General features: G+C 64.2%; 17 protein-coding genes. 7 read left to right on the top strand and 10 right to left on the bottom strand.

Annotation, left to right across the window (positions count from 1 at the left end):
- Nucleotides 1-39 precede the first annotated feature (39 nt).
- Nucleotides 40-510 (top strand): hypothetical protein, encoded by a 471-nt coding sequence (locus tag BMY53_RS09375; protein ID WP_092945815.1) that lies wholly within the window; start codon nt 40-42, stop codon nt 508-510.
- Nucleotides 500-1,438 (top strand): DUF2145 domain-containing protein, encoded by a 939-nt coding sequence (locus BMY53_RS09370; RefSeq protein ID WP_255370105.1) that lies wholly within the window; start codon nt 500-502, stop codon nt 1,436-1,438. Before BMY53_RS09375 ends, BMY53_RS09370 begins: the two co-directional genes overlap by 11 nt.
- A gap of 4 nt (nt 1,439-1,442) precedes the next feature.
- Here BMY53_RS09370 and BMY53_RS09365 read toward each other — a convergent pair whose 3' ends face one another.
- Both BMY53_RS09365 and rtcR read right to left on the bottom strand, forming a co-directional pair.
- Nucleotides 1,443-2,711, bottom strand: coding sequence for a glycosyltransferase (locus BMY53_RS09365; protein ID WP_092945811.1), 1,269 nt, complete (start codon nt 2,709-2,711; stop codon nt 1,443-1,445).
- 192 nt (nt 2,712-2,903) lie between these two features.
- A complete protein-coding gene (gene rtcR, locus BMY53_RS09360; protein WP_092945809.1) occupies nt 2,904-4,505 on the bottom strand; it encodes an RNA repair transcriptional activator RtcR in 1,602 nt (533 codons plus the stop codon).
- Nucleotides 4,506-4,706: 201 nt separating this feature from the next.
- Between rtcR and BMY53_RS09355 the strand changes: the two genes are divergently transcribed.
- From BMY53_RS09355 to BMY53_RS09345, 3 genes are read left to right on the top strand one after another with little or no spacing between them, the layout of a single operon-like run.
- A complete protein-coding gene (locus BMY53_RS09355; RefSeq protein WP_092945807.1) occupies nt 4,707-5,924 on the top strand; it encodes an RtcB family protein in 1,218 nt (405 codons plus the stop codon).
- A gap of 17 nt (nt 5,925-5,941) precedes the next feature.
- A complete protein-coding gene (gene rtcA, locus BMY53_RS09350) occupies nt 5,942-6,979 on the top strand; it encodes an RNA 3'-terminal phosphate cyclase (RefSeq protein WP_092945805.1) in 1,038 nt (345 codons plus the stop codon).
- 30 nt (nt 6,980-7,009) lie between these two features.
- Nucleotides 7,010-7,195 carry an oxidoreductase-like domain-containing protein gene (locus BMY53_RS09345; RefSeq protein WP_092945803.1) on the top strand — a complete coding sequence of 62 codons (186 nt, stop codon included), beginning with the start codon at nt 7,010-7,012 and terminating at the stop codon, nt 7,193-7,195.
- Nucleotides 7,196-7,203: 8 nt separating this feature from the next.
- On the opposite strand, the gene BMY53_RS09340 is transcribed toward BMY53_RS09345, so the two are convergent.
- Nucleotides 7,204-7,908 carry a GntR family transcriptional regulator gene (locus BMY53_RS09340; protein WP_143074008.1) on the bottom strand — a complete coding sequence of 235 codons (705 nt, stop codon included), beginning with the start codon at nt 7,906-7,908 and terminating at the stop codon, nt 7,204-7,206.
- Nucleotides 7,909-8,038: 130 nt separating this feature from the next.
- On the bottom strand, nt 8,039-8,521 hold the full coding sequence (locus BMY53_RS09335; protein WP_177200801.1) for an FCD domain-containing protein: 483 nt from the start codon (nt 8,519-8,521) through the stop codon (nt 8,039-8,041).
- A 319-nt stretch (nt 8,522-8,840) separates the two neighbouring features.
- Between BMY53_RS09335 and BMY53_RS09330 the strand changes: the two genes are divergently transcribed.
- Entirely contained in the window at nt 8,841-9,125 is a 285-nt protein-coding gene (locus BMY53_RS09330; protein WP_404947862.1) for an H-NS histone family protein, read from the top strand.
- Nucleotides 9,126-9,227: 102 nt separating this feature from the next.
- Here the strand turns inward: BMY53_RS09330 and BMY53_RS09325 are convergent, their stop codons facing one another.
- The 3 genes from BMY53_RS09325 to BMY53_RS09315 form a co-directional block, all read right to left on the bottom strand.
- Nucleotides 9,228-11,381, bottom strand: a complete 2,154-nt coding sequence (locus BMY53_RS09325) for a hypothetical protein (protein ID WP_092945795.1) — start codon at nt 11,379-11,381, stop codon at nt 9,228-9,230.
- A gap of 145 nt (nt 11,382-11,526) precedes the next feature.
- Nucleotides 11,527-11,973 carry a BON domain-containing protein gene (locus BMY53_RS09320; protein WP_092945793.1) on the bottom strand — a complete coding sequence of 149 codons (447 nt, stop codon included), beginning with the start codon at nt 11,971-11,973 and terminating at the stop codon, nt 11,527-11,529.
- A 160-nt stretch (nt 11,974-12,133) separates the two neighbouring features.
- Nucleotides 12,134-13,597, bottom strand: coding sequence for a CHASE3 domain-containing protein (locus BMY53_RS09315; protein WP_092945791.1), 1,464 nt, complete (start codon nt 13,595-13,597; stop codon nt 12,134-12,136).
- Between the two features lie 45 nt (nt 13,598-13,642).
- Here BMY53_RS09315 and BMY53_RS09310 point away from each other — a divergent pair, with 45 nt between their 5' ends.
- Nucleotides 13,643-14,275, top strand: coding sequence for a response regulator (locus BMY53_RS09310; protein WP_092945789.1), 633 nt, complete (start codon nt 13,643-13,645; stop codon nt 14,273-14,275).
- 61 nt (nt 14,276-14,336) lie between these two features.
- Here the strand turns inward: BMY53_RS09310 and BMY53_RS09305 are convergent, their stop codons facing one another.
- From BMY53_RS09305 to BMY53_RS09295, 3 genes are all read right to left on the bottom strand, one after another.
- A complete protein-coding gene (locus BMY53_RS09305; RefSeq protein WP_092945787.1) occupies nt 14,337-14,771 on the bottom strand; it encodes a response regulator in 435 nt (144 codons plus the stop codon).
- 131 nt (nt 14,772-14,902) lie between these two features.
- Nucleotides 14,903-15,220 (bottom strand): BON domain-containing protein, encoded by a 318-nt coding sequence (locus BMY53_RS09300; protein ID WP_092945974.1) that lies wholly within the window; start codon nt 15,218-15,220, stop codon nt 14,903-14,905.
- 31 nt (nt 15,221-15,251) lie between these two features.
- Nucleotides 15,252-15,449: a hypothetical protein gene (locus tag BMY53_RS09295; protein ID WP_143074007.1), complete on the bottom strand. Its 198-nt coding sequence runs from the start codon at nt 15,447-15,449 to the stop codon at nt 15,252-15,254.
- Between the last annotated feature and the right edge of the window lie 212 nt (nt 15,450-15,661).

The following is a 15,661-nucleotide window of genomic DNA, read 5'->3' as shown; positions in this document are numbered from 1 at the left end:
GTTGTAATCAGCCCGGTCAGCAACTGCGCCCTCCTCCCCATGCGTCCGAGCCTCCTTCCCATCTCCGCTGCCGCCGTGCTGGCCATGGCGGCTTTCGCCGTGCAGGCGGAGAGCTTTGTCTCCTCGGCCTCCAGCGCCGGCTCCGAGTCGTCGGGCAGCGTGTCCGACTCCCTCGGCGCTTCGAGCAACAGTTCGAAGAAGGACGACCGCAAGGTCGGCCAGGGCCGTTACCGGGTGGTGGACGTGGCCGCCGCCAAGGACCGCGCCGGGATCATGCAGGTCGCCCTGCAGGCGGAAGACGGCGTGTCGCCGCAGGCGATGCAATCCTTCAACCTGTATGTACCCATCAAGACGCTGGACCAGCAACCCCTGGCCAAGGGCCAGCTGGTGCAGGTCAAGGAACGTGCCTATGGTCTGGAGTTCTCGGATGAGCAGTCACAAAAACCGTTCTACCTGGTGCTGGACGATGGCTGGCGCCAGCAGCTGAGCAGCAAGGTCGTTGCGATCTGATCTGGCGTTCGTCGGGTGGGTGCTCGGCATGGGGCTGGGGCTGGGGCTCTCCCCGCTCGCCCAGGCCCAGTCGTTCGGCCTGTGTGAACGCCACCAGGCGGTCTCCGCCGGCGACCAGGACCTGATCCTGCGCTTCACCGCCACGGTCATGCGGGAACTGGACCGGTCCGGCAGCAGCACCGCGCTGGTGTCCCGCGCAGGCACCGACCTGCGTCGCTTCGGTATCCGTTATTCCCACGCCGGCCTCGCGCTCAAGGACAACCCAGAAGGCGCCTGGGCGGTGCGGCAGCTGTATTACGTCTGCGACGAATCGCGGCCGCGGCTGTTTGACCAGGGCCTGGCCGCCTTCCTGCTGGCGGGCCAGGCCACTGGCACCGCTTACGTCTCCATCGTCACGATGCCGGGCTTCAAGGACACGCAGTTGCGTGATCGGGCGCTGGACAAGCCGACGGCCCTGAACCTGCTCGGTGCGCATTACAGCGCCAATGCCTACGCCTATGGCTTGCGCTACCAGAACTGCAACCAGTGGGTGGCCGAGATGCTGGCAGCGGCCTGGGACGACACTGATGCGCGGGCCCAGGCCGCCGATAGCCGCCGTTATGAGCGCGCCCAGGCGCAACGCTGGCTGCAGACCCAGTCCTATGAGCCTGCGCAGGTGCAGGTCGGCTCCCATGGGCTGATGTTCATCGGCCAGTGGGTGCCGCTGCTGCATGTGGATGACCATCCCCTGGATGATCTGTATGCCCTGCGCATGCGCGTCAGCCTGCCGGATTCACTGCAGGGTTTCATGCGCCAGCAGGTCCCGTCGGCGCAACGGGTGGAACTGTGCCTGAAGGACCGACGAATCGTGGTCCACCGGGGCTGGACACCGCTGGGGGACGAATGCGAGCCGGGCTCGCCAGGCGACGAGGTACAGCGGCTGGACTGACCGCTCAGTCCCCGTGGCCGCCCACCACCACGCCATGGGCGGACGCGTGCAGGTCCGACATCGCGGGCTCCTCGCCCAACTGATCCCGGAACAGCGCCGCGAGGCGACTCGCTTCCAGATCCACATCATGGCTGCCGAGCACCCGCACGCGGGCGGCCTCACCCATGCCTTGCAGCGTGGCGTCGTCGCAGGCCAGGCAGGCGGCCATGGCCCGCGCCAGTGCCTTGGGGTCGCCCGCGGGCACCAGCCAGCCGTTTTCCTGCGGCACCACCAGTTCCGGGATGCCGGCAATGGCCGTGCTGATCACGGGGCGGCGCAGCGCCATGGCCTCCATGGCCACCACGGGCAGCCCCTCGGCAAAGCTGGACACCACCAGCGCACGCGCTGCCAGCATCTCTTCGCGCACCTGGTCGCTGCCAATCCATCCGGTGATGCGGACCTTGCGCTCCAGCTTCAGCTCGGCAATGCGGGCCTCGATGGGCTCGCGCAATTCACCATCGCCGGCCAGCACCAGTTCAAAGTCCACCCCCTCCGCGGCCAGGCGCGCCGCCGCTTCCAGCAGCAACAGGTGGCCCTTCTGCTCGCACAGGCGGCCCACCGCCACCAGCCGCTTGCCGGTGGCCGGCACCGGCTTGAAGGTGTGGAAGGCCGGGTCCACGCCACAGCGCACCACCTGAATCTTGGGCCAATGGGTGTGGTCCACCCAGCGGTAGACCTGGCTGCGGCAGAAGGACGTGATGGCCACCACAAACCGGGCGCGTCGGATCTTTTCGCCCAGGTGCAGGGACTCGGGTTTGTCGAACTCCTCCGAGCCATGGCAGGTGAAGCTGTAGCCCGGGCCGCCCAGCGCCTCGATCAGCAGCGCCACTTCCGTGGAGTTGGTGCCGAAGTGGGCGTGGACGTGGCTGATGCCCTGCGCACGCAGCAGGCGCACGGCCATGCAGGCTTCCGCCAGATAGATCAGGTGCAGCGGCATCGGCCGGTCGGCCCGATGACCCAGCCGCAGCGCCAGGCCAAGCGCCTTGAAGAACCGGACGGGCGCGGCCACGGCTTCGGCGAGCGTGGACTGCAGCAAGGGCATGAGGCCATGGCGCAGCAGGTAGTGGGTGCGGTTTTTTTCCTGCTGGTCCTGCGGGTCTGGTGCGGCGTCGTCCCAGCCCCGCACCGCCACGCGCAACACCTCCACACCCTGCCGCTCCAACGCAATGATCTCGCGGCGAATGAAGGTGTGGCTCACCTTCGGATAGTGATTGATTAGGTATGCGATCTTCATCCTGCCGCCTCTCAGAGACAGGTGCCCCGCATTGGCGCAGCGCCTGTTTGTCCGTTTTGTTTCGTCTGGTCGAGGCGAAGGTGAACACTCTGGTCACTTTTGCCCCACGGTGGTGCAGTGTGCACCATGCGCGCGAGGCCAAGAAGTCGCAATCCCCAAAAGATGGCACAAGCCCGTGAAACGAGGGGCACGTCACCGGCCTGTCACACGGTCCCAGCTCAATCCGTGCTTCAGCAGGTACTTGCGCAGGCGGTCAGCATCGTTGACCACGGTGCGCTGGGTGCGGGACTGGTCGAAGAGCCGCCGCCCGGCGTCCGAGAGGCTGCTGCTCTGCCGGCACAGGCGCACCACCGCCTCCAGTTGGAGCCGGTCGAACAGGTCCAGGCCGGCCCGCAGGGGGTCCGGCAGCAGGGCGTCGAGATCAACCGCCTGCTCATCCTGCGCAACGGGTTCACGTGCCCAGAACCATTGCAGGCGCTGGATCTCCGCCTCCACCAGCGCCAGCGAGATACGCCCGCCCTCGGCCAGGGTGACCAGCCGGGTGACACTGGCCGTCAGGTCCCGGAAGTTGCCGCTCCATGGCGCCTGGGTGGACTTGGCGAACTGCAGGTAACGCTGCCGCGCCTCGGCATGGAAGCGCACCGAGCGCCCGCCTTCGGCGACGGCCAGCGCCAGCAGATAGTCCAGCGTGGGCTCGATGTCCTCCGGGCGCCGGGCCAGACCCGGCAGGGTGTAGGACCACAGGTTGATCCGCGCAAACAGGTCTTCCCGGAAACGGCCCGCCTGCACGTCCTGCCGCAGATCCCGGTGGGTGCCGGCGATCAGCTGGAAATCACTGCTGACCTCCTTGTCCCCGCCCATCGGGCGGAAGCGCTTGTCTTCCACCGCCTTGAGCAGCATGGCCTGTTCATCGAGCCCCAGTTCCCCGATCTCGTCCAGGAACAGCACCCCGCCATCGGCATTGCGCAGCAGGCCGGGCCGGTCGGCCACCGCCCCGGTAAACGCCCCCTTGCGATGGCCGAACAGGGTGGAGGCGGCCCCGTCGCCTCGCAGCGTGGCGCAGTTGACCTCCACAAACGCACCGCTGACCTGGTGCCGGCTCTGCTTCAGCTCGAACATGCGGCGTGCCAGATGGGACTTGCCCGCCCCGGTGGGCCCGGTGAGCAAGATGGGCGCTCGGGAGCGCACCGCCACCCGCTCAATCTCGTCGATCAAGGCATTGAAGCTGGCATTGCGGGTCGCGATGCCGCTCTTGAGAAAGTCCTGCGCTTCCGTGTGCGCCTGGTTGAAGCGCTGCGCCAGCGCGTCATACCGGGACAGGTCCAGGTCGATCAAGGTGTAGGAGCCGGGGTCGCCCTGGCGCTGTCGGCGCGGCGGCGAGGTCTGCAGCAGCACGCCGGGGATGAACCGGGACTCCACCATCAGGAACATGCAGATCTGGCCCACATGCGTGCCGGTGGTGATGTGGGCCCAGTAGCGCTCCCCGCCAGTATCAAAGGCGTAGGCGCGAGCCCAGTCATACAGCGCAGCATAGACCTCGCCGAAGTCCCACGGGTTCGCCACATCCATGACGTGCAGCCGCACCTCGGTCTCGGGAGATACCGAGGCCATGTCCCGGGCCAGCAGCTCGGCCAAAGCGGTGTGCTGGCTGGAATGGATCAGCTCGACCCGGTCCACCACCATGTCGTCATGCTGGACCAGCGACACGGTGGGTCGCCATTTCTCCCACCGGGCCGGGCTCAGGCCGCCATCGAGCTGGGTGCCGAGAAATCCGATGACAACGTTGCGGGTCATATCCAACGATTCACTTATCTAACTTGGCTAGCTCCAATTCTAGTTTTTTAGGCCATTCCTCTGCGATCGATGAGGCCGTTCAGCGCCAAGAATCGAAGACAATCCTTTTTAATCAACAACTTATCGGCTCTCCTCGCACGCTGCCGATTTGCTGGCACAGGCCTTGCGCTGGAACAGGTACAAGATCAAACGAGGAAAAGCATGAACTACAACATCGAAGAAGTGCCGGGTGGCGTCCCCGTGAAGATGTGGACCCAAGGTGTTCCCGTGGAACCCGAAGCGAAGCAGCAGTTGACCAATGCGGCCCGTCTGCCGGTGGTCTTCAAGCACATCGCGGCCATGCCCGACGTGCACCTGGGGATCGGCGCCACCATCGGGTCGGTCATCCCCACCATCAAGGCGATCATTCCGGCCGCCGTGGGTGTGGATATCGGCTGCGGAATGATGGCCGCCAAGACCACGCTGCGGGCGGAAGACCTGCCGGACAACCTGGGGCCGCTACGCAGCGCGATCGAGCGCGCCGTGCCGCACGGATCGTCCCCGCGTCACCGTGGTCGCGACCAGGGCGCCTGGGAAAATCCGCCCGAATCGGTCGACCAGATCTGGGCCACGCTGGTGGATGAATTCGACGCGCTATGCGAGCTGCATCCGCGCCTGAAGAACACCAACAACCGCAAGCACCTGGGAACACTGGGCACTGGCAACCACTTCATCGAGGTCTGCCTGGATGAGACCGGTTTTGTCTGGTTCATGCTGCACTCCGGATCGCGTGGCGTGGGCAATGCCATCGGCAATCACTTCATCGAACTGGCCAAGAAGGATGCGGAGCGCAACCAGCGCAATCTGCCAGACAAGGATCTGGCCTACTTCGAGGAAGGCGCCCAGTACTTCGGAGATTACGTGCGAGGGGTGTCGTGGGCCCAGAAGTTTGCGCTGCGCAACCGCGAAGTGATGATGGCCAACCTGATCGCCACCGTGCGCACGGTCATCTCCAAGCCCTTCGAATCGCATGTGGAGGCGGTGAACTGCCACCACAACTATGTGCAGAAGGAACACCACTTCGGTGAAGACGTGTTCGTGACCCGCAAGGGCGCAGTGAGCGCCAAGCGTGGCCAGCTGGGGATCATCCCTGGGAGCATGGGAGCGCGCAGCTTCATCGTTCGCGGCCTGGGCAACCCGGAGAGTTTTGACAGCTGCAGCCACGGCGCCGGCCGTGTGATGAGCCGTACCAAGGCGAAGAAGCTGTTCACCGTGGACGACCAGATCCAGGCCACCGCTGGCGTGGAATGCCGCAAGGATGCCGAGGTGATCGACGAGATTCCGATGGCCTACAAGGACATTGACGCGGTGATGGCGGCGCAAAGCGACCTGGTGGAAGTGGTGCACACCCTCAAGCAGGTGGTGTGTGTGAAGGGCTAAAAAAGAGAACAAGCCAAATGATCGATATTGATGGAGCCGCCGGGGAGGGTGGCGGCCAGATCCTGCGCACCTCGCTGGCGCTGGCCATGTGCACCGGGCAGGCGTTTGAACTCCAACGCATCCGTGCCGGCCGGGCCAAGCCTGGCCTGATGCGACAGCACCTGACTTGCGTAAAGGCCGCCGCCGCCATCAGCGGGGCGGAAGTGACGGGGGCTGAACTACATTCCCAGACGCTTCGCTTCACGCCCGGGCCGGTGCGCGCGGGCCGCTATCGCTTCCAGGTGGGCAGCGCCGGCAGTTGCATGCTGGTGCTGCAGACCGTGTGGCCGGCCCTGATGCTGGCGGACGGGCCATCGTCCCTGTCGCTGTCCGGGGGCACCCACAATCCCATGGCGCCCCCCTTCCACTTCCTCGAACGCAGCTATGCGCCCTTGCTGCGCCGCCTGGGTGCGGCATCGTCCATGACCCTGCGCCGCGCCGGCTTTTATCCGGCCGGCGGCGGTGAGGTGGACGTGAGCCTGGAACCCGCGGGAGGCCAGTTGCAGCCGTTTGACCTGCTGGCGCGGGGCGAGCGTCTCTCGAGTCAGGCCGAGTGCCTGGCGCCGGGCCTGCCGCGCAACGTCGCCCATCGGGAACTGGAGGTGCTGGCGCAGGCCATGGGATGGATTTACGACCCACGCCAGGTCGTGCCCCTGCGCCAGAACGAAGGCCCCGGTAATGCCCTCATGGCGACTCTGACCCACGAAGGCGTCACCGAGGTCTTCACCCAGATTGGCGAGAAGGGCGTCAGTGCGGAAACCGTGGCGACGCGCCTGGTCCAGGAGCTGCGGGACTATCTGCGGCTTCCCGGTGCATTGGGCCCCCATCTGGCCGATCAATGGGTGCTGCCACTGGCTCTGGCGGTCTGGCAACGCGGCCTTGCAGCGTCTTACACGGCCACCGCGTTGACGCCCCATGCCACGACCAACTTCGACACCATTCAGCGTTTCCTGCCGGTGCGCATCACCACCACGGCATCCACCGATGCAGGCTGGCAGGTCACCGTACACCCGTGAGGCCCCAGACCCGCGGGCACAATGACGCCCATGACAACGCCGGAAGTCCCTGACGACGATCCCATGCCCACCGCGCCGCCGCAGCCCGATTTCGAGGCCTGCTGCGGCAATGGCTGCGACCCCTGCATCTTCGATCTGCACGATCTGGAAATGGATCGTTATCGCCAGGCCCTCAGAGCGTGGCGCGAGCGGCATCCCGATACGCCAGGTGCCTGATCCAAGGGTCAAACGCCCGCCGGCGAACGCAACCCCGACGCCAGACGTGCGGGCGCATTCAGCAGTCGCAGCATGTGATGGCGCAGTGCCGCCAGGTGTTGCGCGACCAATGCGCATGCCGTGTCGGCATCACCCTGTGTGAGGGCATCGCAGAGGTGATGCAATCGTTCAGCCCAGCGCACCGGGTCCACGGGCGGGACTGATTGGCGCGATCGCCGGAAGGCTTCCAGCAGGCAATTGCGGGGTTCGAGCAGCGACGCCGCATGCGCATTGCCGCCGGTGTCGTACAGGCAGGCGGTGAATCGTCGTTCCATGGCGAACATCGCTTCCCAGTCACGGTCTTCGACGGCCGCCGCCAGGGCACGCTGGTGACGCAGCAGCAACGCCAGTTGCTCCACCCGCCGGCGCGTGCAGGCATTGCGGGTCAACATGTCATCCAACGCATCCCGGATCGCAATGAAATCGCGCAACCAGGACTCGTCCACGGGCGTCACCACCGCGCCCTGGTTCATCTTCATGTCCACCAAACCGTCCCCCTGCAGTTGCAGCAGGGCCTCACGCACCGGCACGTTGCTCACACGGTAGTGCGCGCCCAGGCCGCGCAGGGTCAGATGGCTGGCGAGCGGCCATTGACCGTTCATGATGTCGTCACGGATCTGGATCCTCAGTCGCAGGTAGGTCGGTGTGTTGATGGGTGGAGGAGGATGAACCATGGCGGGATCGATATTCACTCGGGGCGGCTACTGTAAACAGCGCCCATGCAACCTGGGTGGTCCGCCCCTATCGAATCCATCGGCCTTGTCGTTCGTCAAGGCCGATGGATTTCGACCCAACAACATTTAGCTAATGCTGAATCGCTACCGACTTCAAATCGCATTGATCCAGTGCAACCTGAGTGATGGCTGCCGCCATCGCATCCTTCGCTGAGCCCGCCTTCAAGGCTGCGACGAGCTGATGCATGGTGGCCATCCGTTCGGCGGCATTCGTTGTGGGGGGTATTCCCCCACAGCCCCTGCGCAATCGTTCATCCCCGTGCAGCAGGAGTGACAGCACCAACCCGTTGCCGACAGACTCGAATATTGCCGCCCGCAATGCCCATTCCCTGCTGGCGATGAGATGGGCGTCCCCGTGGGCGACCGACTGCTGAAACAAGCCCCAGTCCTGTTCGAGCGCCGGTGTCCAGCAGTCGTTGATCGGCAGATGTTTACTTCGAAACAGCTGCGACACCAGTACGGCCCTGACTTCAAGAATTTGGGTAGCCAGTTCATATCCATCAACTGCCTGGTTTCGTGGCCCGGCGGCGGTGGCTGAGCAATCGTCGTTCATGCAGTACTTCCTACGCGGCTGTTCGGGCGAGATTCTCGATTTAATAACAAGCATACCGGGGACATTTCAGACTGATTTCACTCGATGGCTAGCCAGATATATTCATCCATTGACTTTCCACAAGCGACAAGACGATTCCACTTGCAATCTCAAAAGCGCTACAGTCGCGCCTGGGAGGCAAATGCGACATAGAGGCTGAGGCCCGTCGCGCGATCCGCGGAGCAGATCAATGCCCAAATCGTTGAAGCAAGTTCTCAGTCAAATCGAAAAACTCCAAAAAGAAGCCGAAGCGCTTCGTACCAAGGAGATTTCTGGCGTTGTGGCCCGCATCCGCGAAGCCATCGAACATTACAGCCTGACCCAGGAAGAACTGTTTGGCGCTGGCGCGAAGAAGACGGCTCGTCGTGGCCGCCCTGTCGGCAGTGGCGCAAAGCCCGGCCGCAAGGCCGCTGGCAAGCAGGCCGTTGCAGGCCGTCAATCCATGGGCGCACCGAAGTACCACGACGGTGCCGGCCGCACATGGACAGGCGTGGGCAAGCGGCCCAATTGGTTCAAGGACGCATTGGCCTCTGGCAAGAAGGCCGAAGACTTGGCGATCCGCTGAAACAAGAACGGCAGCCTGAAGCTGCCGCGTTGATGAGCCGGCTTCACCACCCATGTGAGGGGGTGAGCCGGCATCGCTGGACAGGGTCAGAGGGCCCCGGCCTCACTTGCGTCGTTGATTCGCTTGCCCGACTTCATGCAGGGCACTGTAAGACATGTAGAGCATGTTGGCGTCCATGAGCTTTTCCTTGAGGAGATAAAGATCGTCGTGCGGCTCCTTGGCCCCTTTATTGGCCGCCGCCTTGACGGCCTGCTCGAGCTCATCATCCAGTGCCTCCAGCCGCTGGCGCGCTTCCGCTTTGGCGTCCGCAAGGGCCAGTCGTGAGCTACTGCGGCTCACCCACTTGTTCTGCTTATCCTTCGGCATCGCTTCGAATTGCTCCTGCAGCCTGCTTGTGAAAAGCTTGTGCATCTGATCGGCCGTGAGATCGCCGTGTTCGGCGGCTCCGTCAACGCTGACGTGAAGCGCGTTGCGCAGCGTGTCCCAGGTGCCATTGAGCGCCTGTTGCTTGACGTTTACCAGGCCCTTACGCACCCCGAAGCTGTTCTTGGCGGCGAACGGGTTGAAACCTCGAGGAGCATCCTTGGAGAAGTCTTCAGCGACCGCGTGGAGGTAACTGTTCAGCGACTCGCTGGAGGAATGCGTGCGATCACTCCAGGGCGCCCACACGCGTTCAGCCTCGACATTGCGAGCGGCAGGCGAGGCGCTATCGAGCTTCACCCTTTGTTTCACGATCATGGACCCACGCTTCAGACGGTCCAAATTCCATGCACTGCCTGAGGCCTGTGAGTCGCTCAGGATGACAGTCTCATAGCTCGGAACCTGGCGGCCGATCTCCGAGGCTGATGCCTCGCCATAGATGTTTCCAGACCCAGCGTCCTGGACACCATGCAAATGCGCATAAACGCTTTCCACCGCTGGCCGAACGGGCTTGGGTGCCACGGGAGGTGGGCCCGTGCGCCGTGGAGAGGATGAGGATGAGGATGAGGATGAGGATGAGGATGAGGATGGGGTTGGGGATAAAGGGGGTGTTGGTTGCGGCGACAGCGCCCCGGGCCTGTGCGGCAACGGTGGCTTTTTAGCGTTCGCAGGTGGAGTCCTGAATTGGGGCAGGATCTCGGTATATGTCACTTCCGCCATGGCGGGCTCATGCCTTGCGGTGGCTTGCGACTGCGCGGGCGCGACTAGCTCGACTTCCGTGTAATTCAAGCTGGCACCGGCATGAGGAGCGAAGCGGGGCGATACGTTGCGCTCTTGAGCAGTTGGCGCGAATTCCTTCTCCAGGAGCCGGGCGTGTTGCTCCAGCAGATCTGCGGGCAGCCGCTCGGCGAAGTGCGAGCTTCTTTCCTCCTTGCAAAGCTTCTGCCACTGCTGGCTTTGCGCCATCAACTCGGAATAGGTGGGCGTCGTCCCTTGCTTGCTCAGCTTCTCCGCCAGGCACCGCTGGAAAAAGAGAAGTGCTATCGCTCCCGAACGCGTATTGCCGCTTTGGCAACCAAAGGCCACTTTACCGCCTGCCGCTGCTGTGTGCAGATCCTTGAGGATGTTGCCTGCTGTTGGCGCATCCAGTTGGTCCAGTACCACGTGCCATTGACCTGCCGTCGACGTTTCCCTCGTGCCGGAGGGCAGTGTGGCGGCCAACTCCAGGGAGTAGGGGGCACCATTGGCGCTTGGGCCCGACTTCATGCGGCTCTCCAAGGGCCCGCCAGCCGCCGGGATGCGTTGCTCGGAGTCGGACAGCACAGGATTTCGCGAATCCGCTGAGGTCACGAGCACAACCTGGTCCGCCTCCCATTGCAGCAGTGCACACGCCAGCTTCGTACTGCGCACCTGGCCAGCAGGCTTTGCCACCTCACCGGGGCTGGCGAACACCGCTAGACGCTCTTCCAACCCGGCGGAAGGGAGACTTGTGGCGTTAACACGACTGCCGCAAGCCGGCAAGTACTCTTGAAGTTCCTCCTCCGGGGGCATGCCAAAGCGGTCATTCAGCTTCATCAACCGATCGACCACGACGGGCATGGACGGGTGCTCGAAGGCCACCAACTTCCTGTCTTTGAGTTGTTTCTCACCGACGAGAGTCTTCTTGATGACTTGTGCGTAGGACTGAGTGTCGGTCGCGTCCGCTTCGACGCAGAACTGGCCGGCCGTTCCTTGAGAACGACTCGCAGCCGAATGGATTGGGAACATCGCTGACTCCTGCTGTTGCAAAAGCGAGCCGCGCCGGAAGGGCACGTCGCTCTGGTCATGAGTTGTCATGCGCCCGGATCGGTTCATCCCGCCCTTGAGACCCACGCTGCTTAATCGCAAAAAGGGCCCCGGCCCCTCGCCCTGGAGTGGAGCGAGAGGCCGGGGCCCCGCAGGCAGTGCGCCGCTCAGGCGCTGTCCAGATCAGACGCTGAAATCAGCCATTGACCTTGATTCGGTTGTTGACCGACTGAACACCCTTGGTTGCCAGCGCCATGGAACCGGCGCGGTCCCGCGCGGCCAAATCAGGCGCGGTGCCATCCAGGGTCACATGACCGTTGCTGGTTTCTACCTTCACATCCAATGCGCTGAGCTTGGGGTCCCCCGCCAGCGCTGTCTTGATCGAGGTGGTGATGGAGGCGTCATGGGCTTGAGCGCTGACCTTATCGGTGGCGCGGTCCATCTTCTGCCCCATGTTGTCCATGGCTTCGCGAGTGTCCTGGCGAGCCTGATCCGACTTCTGCTCCATCTTGGAGATACCGTCGTCCAGCCGTTGGCCCGCCGTGCGGTCATCGTCCTCGCGGCCACAGGCTGCCAGGGCCACGGCCGCCACCAGGGCAGGCAACACCATCAGCATCGGGCGGTGTTCTTGAGCGTGCTTCATATGGGCTCCTTTCGGTTGGGAGGAGGATCCGCGAGGGGGCTCAGGGGCGGCGCCGAAGCCGTACCTTTGGGTGATGTGAGGGTCCTGCCTTGCGGTCCTGTGTTGGTAAGCGATGGCGCCGGGATTTCTCCCGGACCATGGCTTCACTGTAGACAGGCGCTCAACCGCGCGGGGTCGGTGGCTGCCACGATGCCGGGTCGCCCGCCGTGCCGGTCGGCTGTAGGAGCAGGCCTACGTCAGGGGTGTCGAGCTCGGCTACCGGTTGCGCCGACAAGGGGAGCCAGGCACGGATCTCGCAGCCCTGGCCCGGCGCACTGCGCAATTGCAGTTGTCCACGCTCTGCTTCCACCCGGAAACGCATGCCCAGCAGCCCGTGGGAGCCCAGCGTCATGCGCGAAGGATCAAAGCCACAGCCGTTGTCCAGCACACTCACCAGCGCCTGGGCGTATTCCTGCTTGAGACTGACCTTGGCATGGGTGGCCTGCGCATACTTGGACATGTTGTTCAGCCCTTCCTGCACCAGGCGGAAGGCGGTGAGCTGAGCGCTGCGTGGCAATTGCACGTCGGTGTCCAGATCCACCTCGATCGGCACGCCCAGGCGCTCGGACGTCTCCCGGCAGAGGATTTCCAGCGCGGGCACCAGGCCCAGCTGGTCCAGGGTCGAAGGCCGCAGGTCTTCGATGATGCGGCGCTTGAGTGCAATGCCGCTGTTGAGCGTCTCGGTGAGGTGGTTGAGCCGCTGCATCAGGTCAGGCGCCTCGGCCTGCAACTTGGGCCGCAGGCGCGCCACATCCAGCTTGGCGGCCGTCAGCAGGGCGCCCAGTTCATCGTGGAGATCACGCGCCAGGCGGGCGCGTTCGTCCTCGCGGGCGGTCTGCAGATGCCGCGCCAGCTGCGTCAGCTCGGCCGTGCGCCGGCCCACCTCGATCTCCAGCCGGTCACGCTCCGCCCGGATGTCCTGTTGCTGCTGCTCCCGCTGGTTGTCCATGGCCCGGCTTTTGCGCAGAAACAGCACAAACACCACCAGGCTGATCAGGGTCATGGCGGCCACACCGATGCGGTTGAGCATCAGGGTGTCGTAGACCTGGGCAGTGCCCAGGGCGATGCGGTTGTTCTCATCGGCCAGCAATTCGGCTGAACGGCGGCGGATCTGCTCCATCTGGTCCCGACCAATGTCGGTCATCATCAAGGTCTGGGCGGCCTGCGTGCGGCCGTCCTGATAGAGCTTGAGGACTTCCTGCAGCTCGCTGAGCTTGGCGGCCACGGCGGTGGCAATCTCGCGGCTGCGGCGCTCGGCATCCTCCGCCCCCACCTGCGAATACATGCGTTCGAGGGAGTTCAGGCCCTTGGAAGCATCCTCGGCGGCAAAGCGGTAGGGGTCCAGATATTCGGGCCGGCCGGTGATCAGGTATCCCCGTTGCCCTGACTCCGCGTCCGTCACCCGCGCGAGCAGTCTGACCAGTTCCAACCGGGCCCGGCCCAAGGTGACCAGGCGGTCCATCTGGGAGACGGCTCCGAAGTAGGCCAGTTCGCTGATCAGTACCATCAGCAAGGCGACAAAGAGCCCGAGCGGCAAGGCCCATGTCTTGCTGCCCAGATTCGCCACGGTGTCTTTGAAACTCATCCTCTACACTCCCTTGGGCAACTAGCCCAACTGACCAGGGCCACCATGATCCGAATCGCCATCGTTGATGACCACGCGATTGTCCGCGCTGGATTGCGGCAATTTCTCTCTGAACAGGTCGACCTGCGGGTCACCGGTGAAGCCAGCTCGGGCCGCGAGGCCCTTGACCTCGTGCGCGCTGGCGAGCTGGACGTCATGCTGATGGACCTCTCGCTGCCCGACCAGAGCGGCGTGGAAACCCTTGCGGCCATCAAGGCCCGCAAACCGGAGTTGCCCGTCCTCATCCTCAGCGGCTTCCCGGAGACCCACTACGCCACCACCTTGCTGCGGCAAGGCGCCAGTGGCTATCTCAACAAGGAATGCGACCCTGAAGAGATCGCCACTGCGGTTCGAACCGTGTTCCGGGGACGTAAATACATCACCCCGGCCGTCGCAGAACTGCTGGCTGAAGGCCTGGGGGCATCGCCCGACCAAGCGCCACACGACACCTTGTCGGAGCGGGAGCTGCAGGTCTTCCTGCGCCTGGCTCGGGGGGAGACTGTCGGGCACATCGCGGACGGCATGTCGCTGAGCGTCAAGACGGTCAGTACCTACCGCTCCCGCGTGCTGGAAAAGCTTTCGCTCAACACCAACAGCGAGCTGACCTACTACGCGCTCAAGAACGGCCTGATCGAGTGAGCCCACCCCGGCGACTGGGCCATCGTGCGGCCAGCAGCCGGGGTCACGGGGCTCAGCGGGTTCAGGACCGGTCTGCATGGGGTGCCGCCGCATCGGGGTCCTGCCGCTCGGCCAGGCTGTGGCAATACGCCAGCAAGTCTTCCAACTCCGCCGATTTGTCGAACACCCGGTGCGCGCCCAGCGCAAGGCAGCGCTGGCGCATGTCCGGCGTGGCGTAGTTGCTGAGGATCACTCGGTGTGCGGATGGCATCCGGGTGCTGGCCGCCTGCAGCACGTTCAGGCCCGTCCCCTGGTTGAGAAAGATGTCGATGATCAGCAGGTCACAGGGCCGGCTTTCTTGCGTCATCCAATCCAGGGCACCGTTTTCGTCGATGGCATGCCCGAGCACGCGTAAATCGACCATCTCCTCCAGGGTCGCGACCAGGTTCTCCCGGATGACGGCGTTGTCCTCCACCAGGAAGCAAGTCAGCGTGGAACTGGAGACATGGGGGTTCATGGCGAACGGCCCGGAACGGGACTACACAGGTGGAAATGACTGCGCGCGAACGGCCAACATGCCAACGCATGCGGACCGTTCGCGCGAGGGGGACTGTGCGGGGACGGCCGTCCCCACGCATGTTCCCGCCGTCAGTTGCGGATGGCGATTTCGTTCTTTACCCGCTTCACGCCCTTGACGTCACGAGCAATGCGTTCTGCACTGCTCTTTTCGGTGGCGCTCTTGGCAAAGCCCGACAGCATCACTTCACCCTGCAGCGTTTCCACGCTGATGGAAGAAGCGTCCACGGTCTTGGCTTCAACAAACTTCGCCTTCACCGCGGTGGTGATGGAGGCGTCGTCCACATATTCGCCAACGGAAGACTGGCCGCGGGTGACGGCACAGCCCGGAAGCATCGTGATGGCGCCCACAGCAGTGGCCAGGGCGAGAACGGTGGCTCGAATCATCATGTAGATCTCCTTGTCGATGACAGACACAGGCTCACGCGGCGTGGCGGGGATTCGACACGACGGCAGGGGCCGGCTCGGCGAACGTCGCGGGGGCGTGGTCCATCAGATAGGGCAGGGCCGCTTCCAGTCCCAGCACCGATTCCATGTCGGACACGGACGTCCAATGAACGTGCGCCCGGCCGTCGTCGGCGTGCAGGTGGAAAGTCTGGAAGTGATCGGCCTGTCCCATCATCTGGCTCCTTGGTGCGCCCCGTGGCGTGCTGGTATGAACTCTACGTATGCCGAACATGGGCACCTGTCGTCCGCGTCCGCGACTCGTTGTAGGACAAACGGCCGTGACATGGCGCCGGACGGCGGGTCCTATAAGAAGGAGGTCGTACCGTGAACGCTCCTGACCAGCCCATCGGCGCAGGGTCGGGAGACACCATACCGACCGATGCG

Source organism: Roseateles sp. YR242 (assembly GCF_900109745.1).
Taxonomy (GTDB): Bacteria; Pseudomonadota; Gammaproteobacteria; order Burkholderiales; family Burkholderiaceae_C; genus Roseateles.
Note: the sequence above shows the minus strand (reverse complement) of the source record. Positions and strands in the feature narration are given on the sequence as shown.

Bases quoted from the DNA above. Each gene is read 5' to 3' on its own strand.
- BMY53_RS09305 (WP_092945787.1), bottom strand. From the start codon at position 14,771: ATGAACCCCCATGTCTCCAGTTCCACGCTGACTTGCTTCCTGGTGGAG.
- BMY53_RS09355 (WP_092945807.1), top strand. From the start codon at position 4,707: ATGAACTACAACATCGAAGAAGTGCCGGGTGGCGTCCCCGTGAAGATG.
- BMY53_RS09335 (WP_177200801.1), bottom strand. From the start codon at position 8,521: ATGAACGACGATTGCTCAGCCACCGCCGCCGGGCCACGAAACCAGGCA.
- rtcA (WP_092945805.1), top strand. From the start codon at position 5,942: ATGATCGATATTGATGGAGCCGCCGGGGAGGGTGGCGGCCAGATCCTG.
- BMY53_RS09340 (WP_143074008.1), bottom strand. From the start codon at position 7,908: ATGGTTCATCCTCCTCCACCCATCAACACACCGACCTACCTGCGACTG.
- BMY53_RS09300 (WP_092945974.1), bottom strand. From the start codon at position 15,220: ATGATGATTCGAGCCACCGTTCTCGCCCTGGCCACTGCTGTGGGCGCC.
- BMY53_RS09345 (WP_092945803.1), top strand. From the start codon at position 7,010: ATGACAACGCCGGAAGTCCCTGACGACGATCCCATGCCCACCGCGCCG.
- BMY53_RS09315 (WP_092945791.1), bottom strand. From the start codon at position 13,597: ATGAGTTTCAAAGACACCGTGGCGAATCTGGGCAGCAAGACATGGGCC.
- BMY53_RS09310 (WP_092945789.1), top strand. From the start codon at position 13,643: ATGATCCGAATCGCCATCGTTGATGACCACGCGATTGTCCGCGCTGGA.
- BMY53_RS09365 (WP_092945811.1), bottom strand. From the start codon at position 2,711: ATGAAGATCGCATACCTAATCAATCACTATCCGAAGGTGAGCCACACC.
- BMY53_RS09325 (WP_092945795.1), bottom strand. From the start codon at position 11,381: ATGACAACTCATGACCAGAGCGACGTGCCCTTCCGGCGCGGCTCGCTT.
- BMY53_RS09320 (WP_092945793.1), bottom strand. From the start codon at position 11,973: ATGAAGCACGCTCAAGAACACCGCCCGATGCTGATGGTGTTGCCTGCC.
- rtcR (WP_092945809.1), bottom strand. From the start codon at position 4,505: ATGACCCGCAACGTTGTCATCGGATTTCTCGGCACCCAGCTCGATGGC.
- BMY53_RS09375 (WP_092945815.1), top strand. From the start codon at position 40: ATGCGTCCGAGCCTCCTTCCCATCTCCGCTGCCGCCGTGCTGGCCATG.
- BMY53_RS09295 (WP_143074007.1), bottom strand. From the start codon at position 15,449: ATGGGACAGGCCGATCACTTCCAGACTTTCCACCTGCACGCCGACGAC.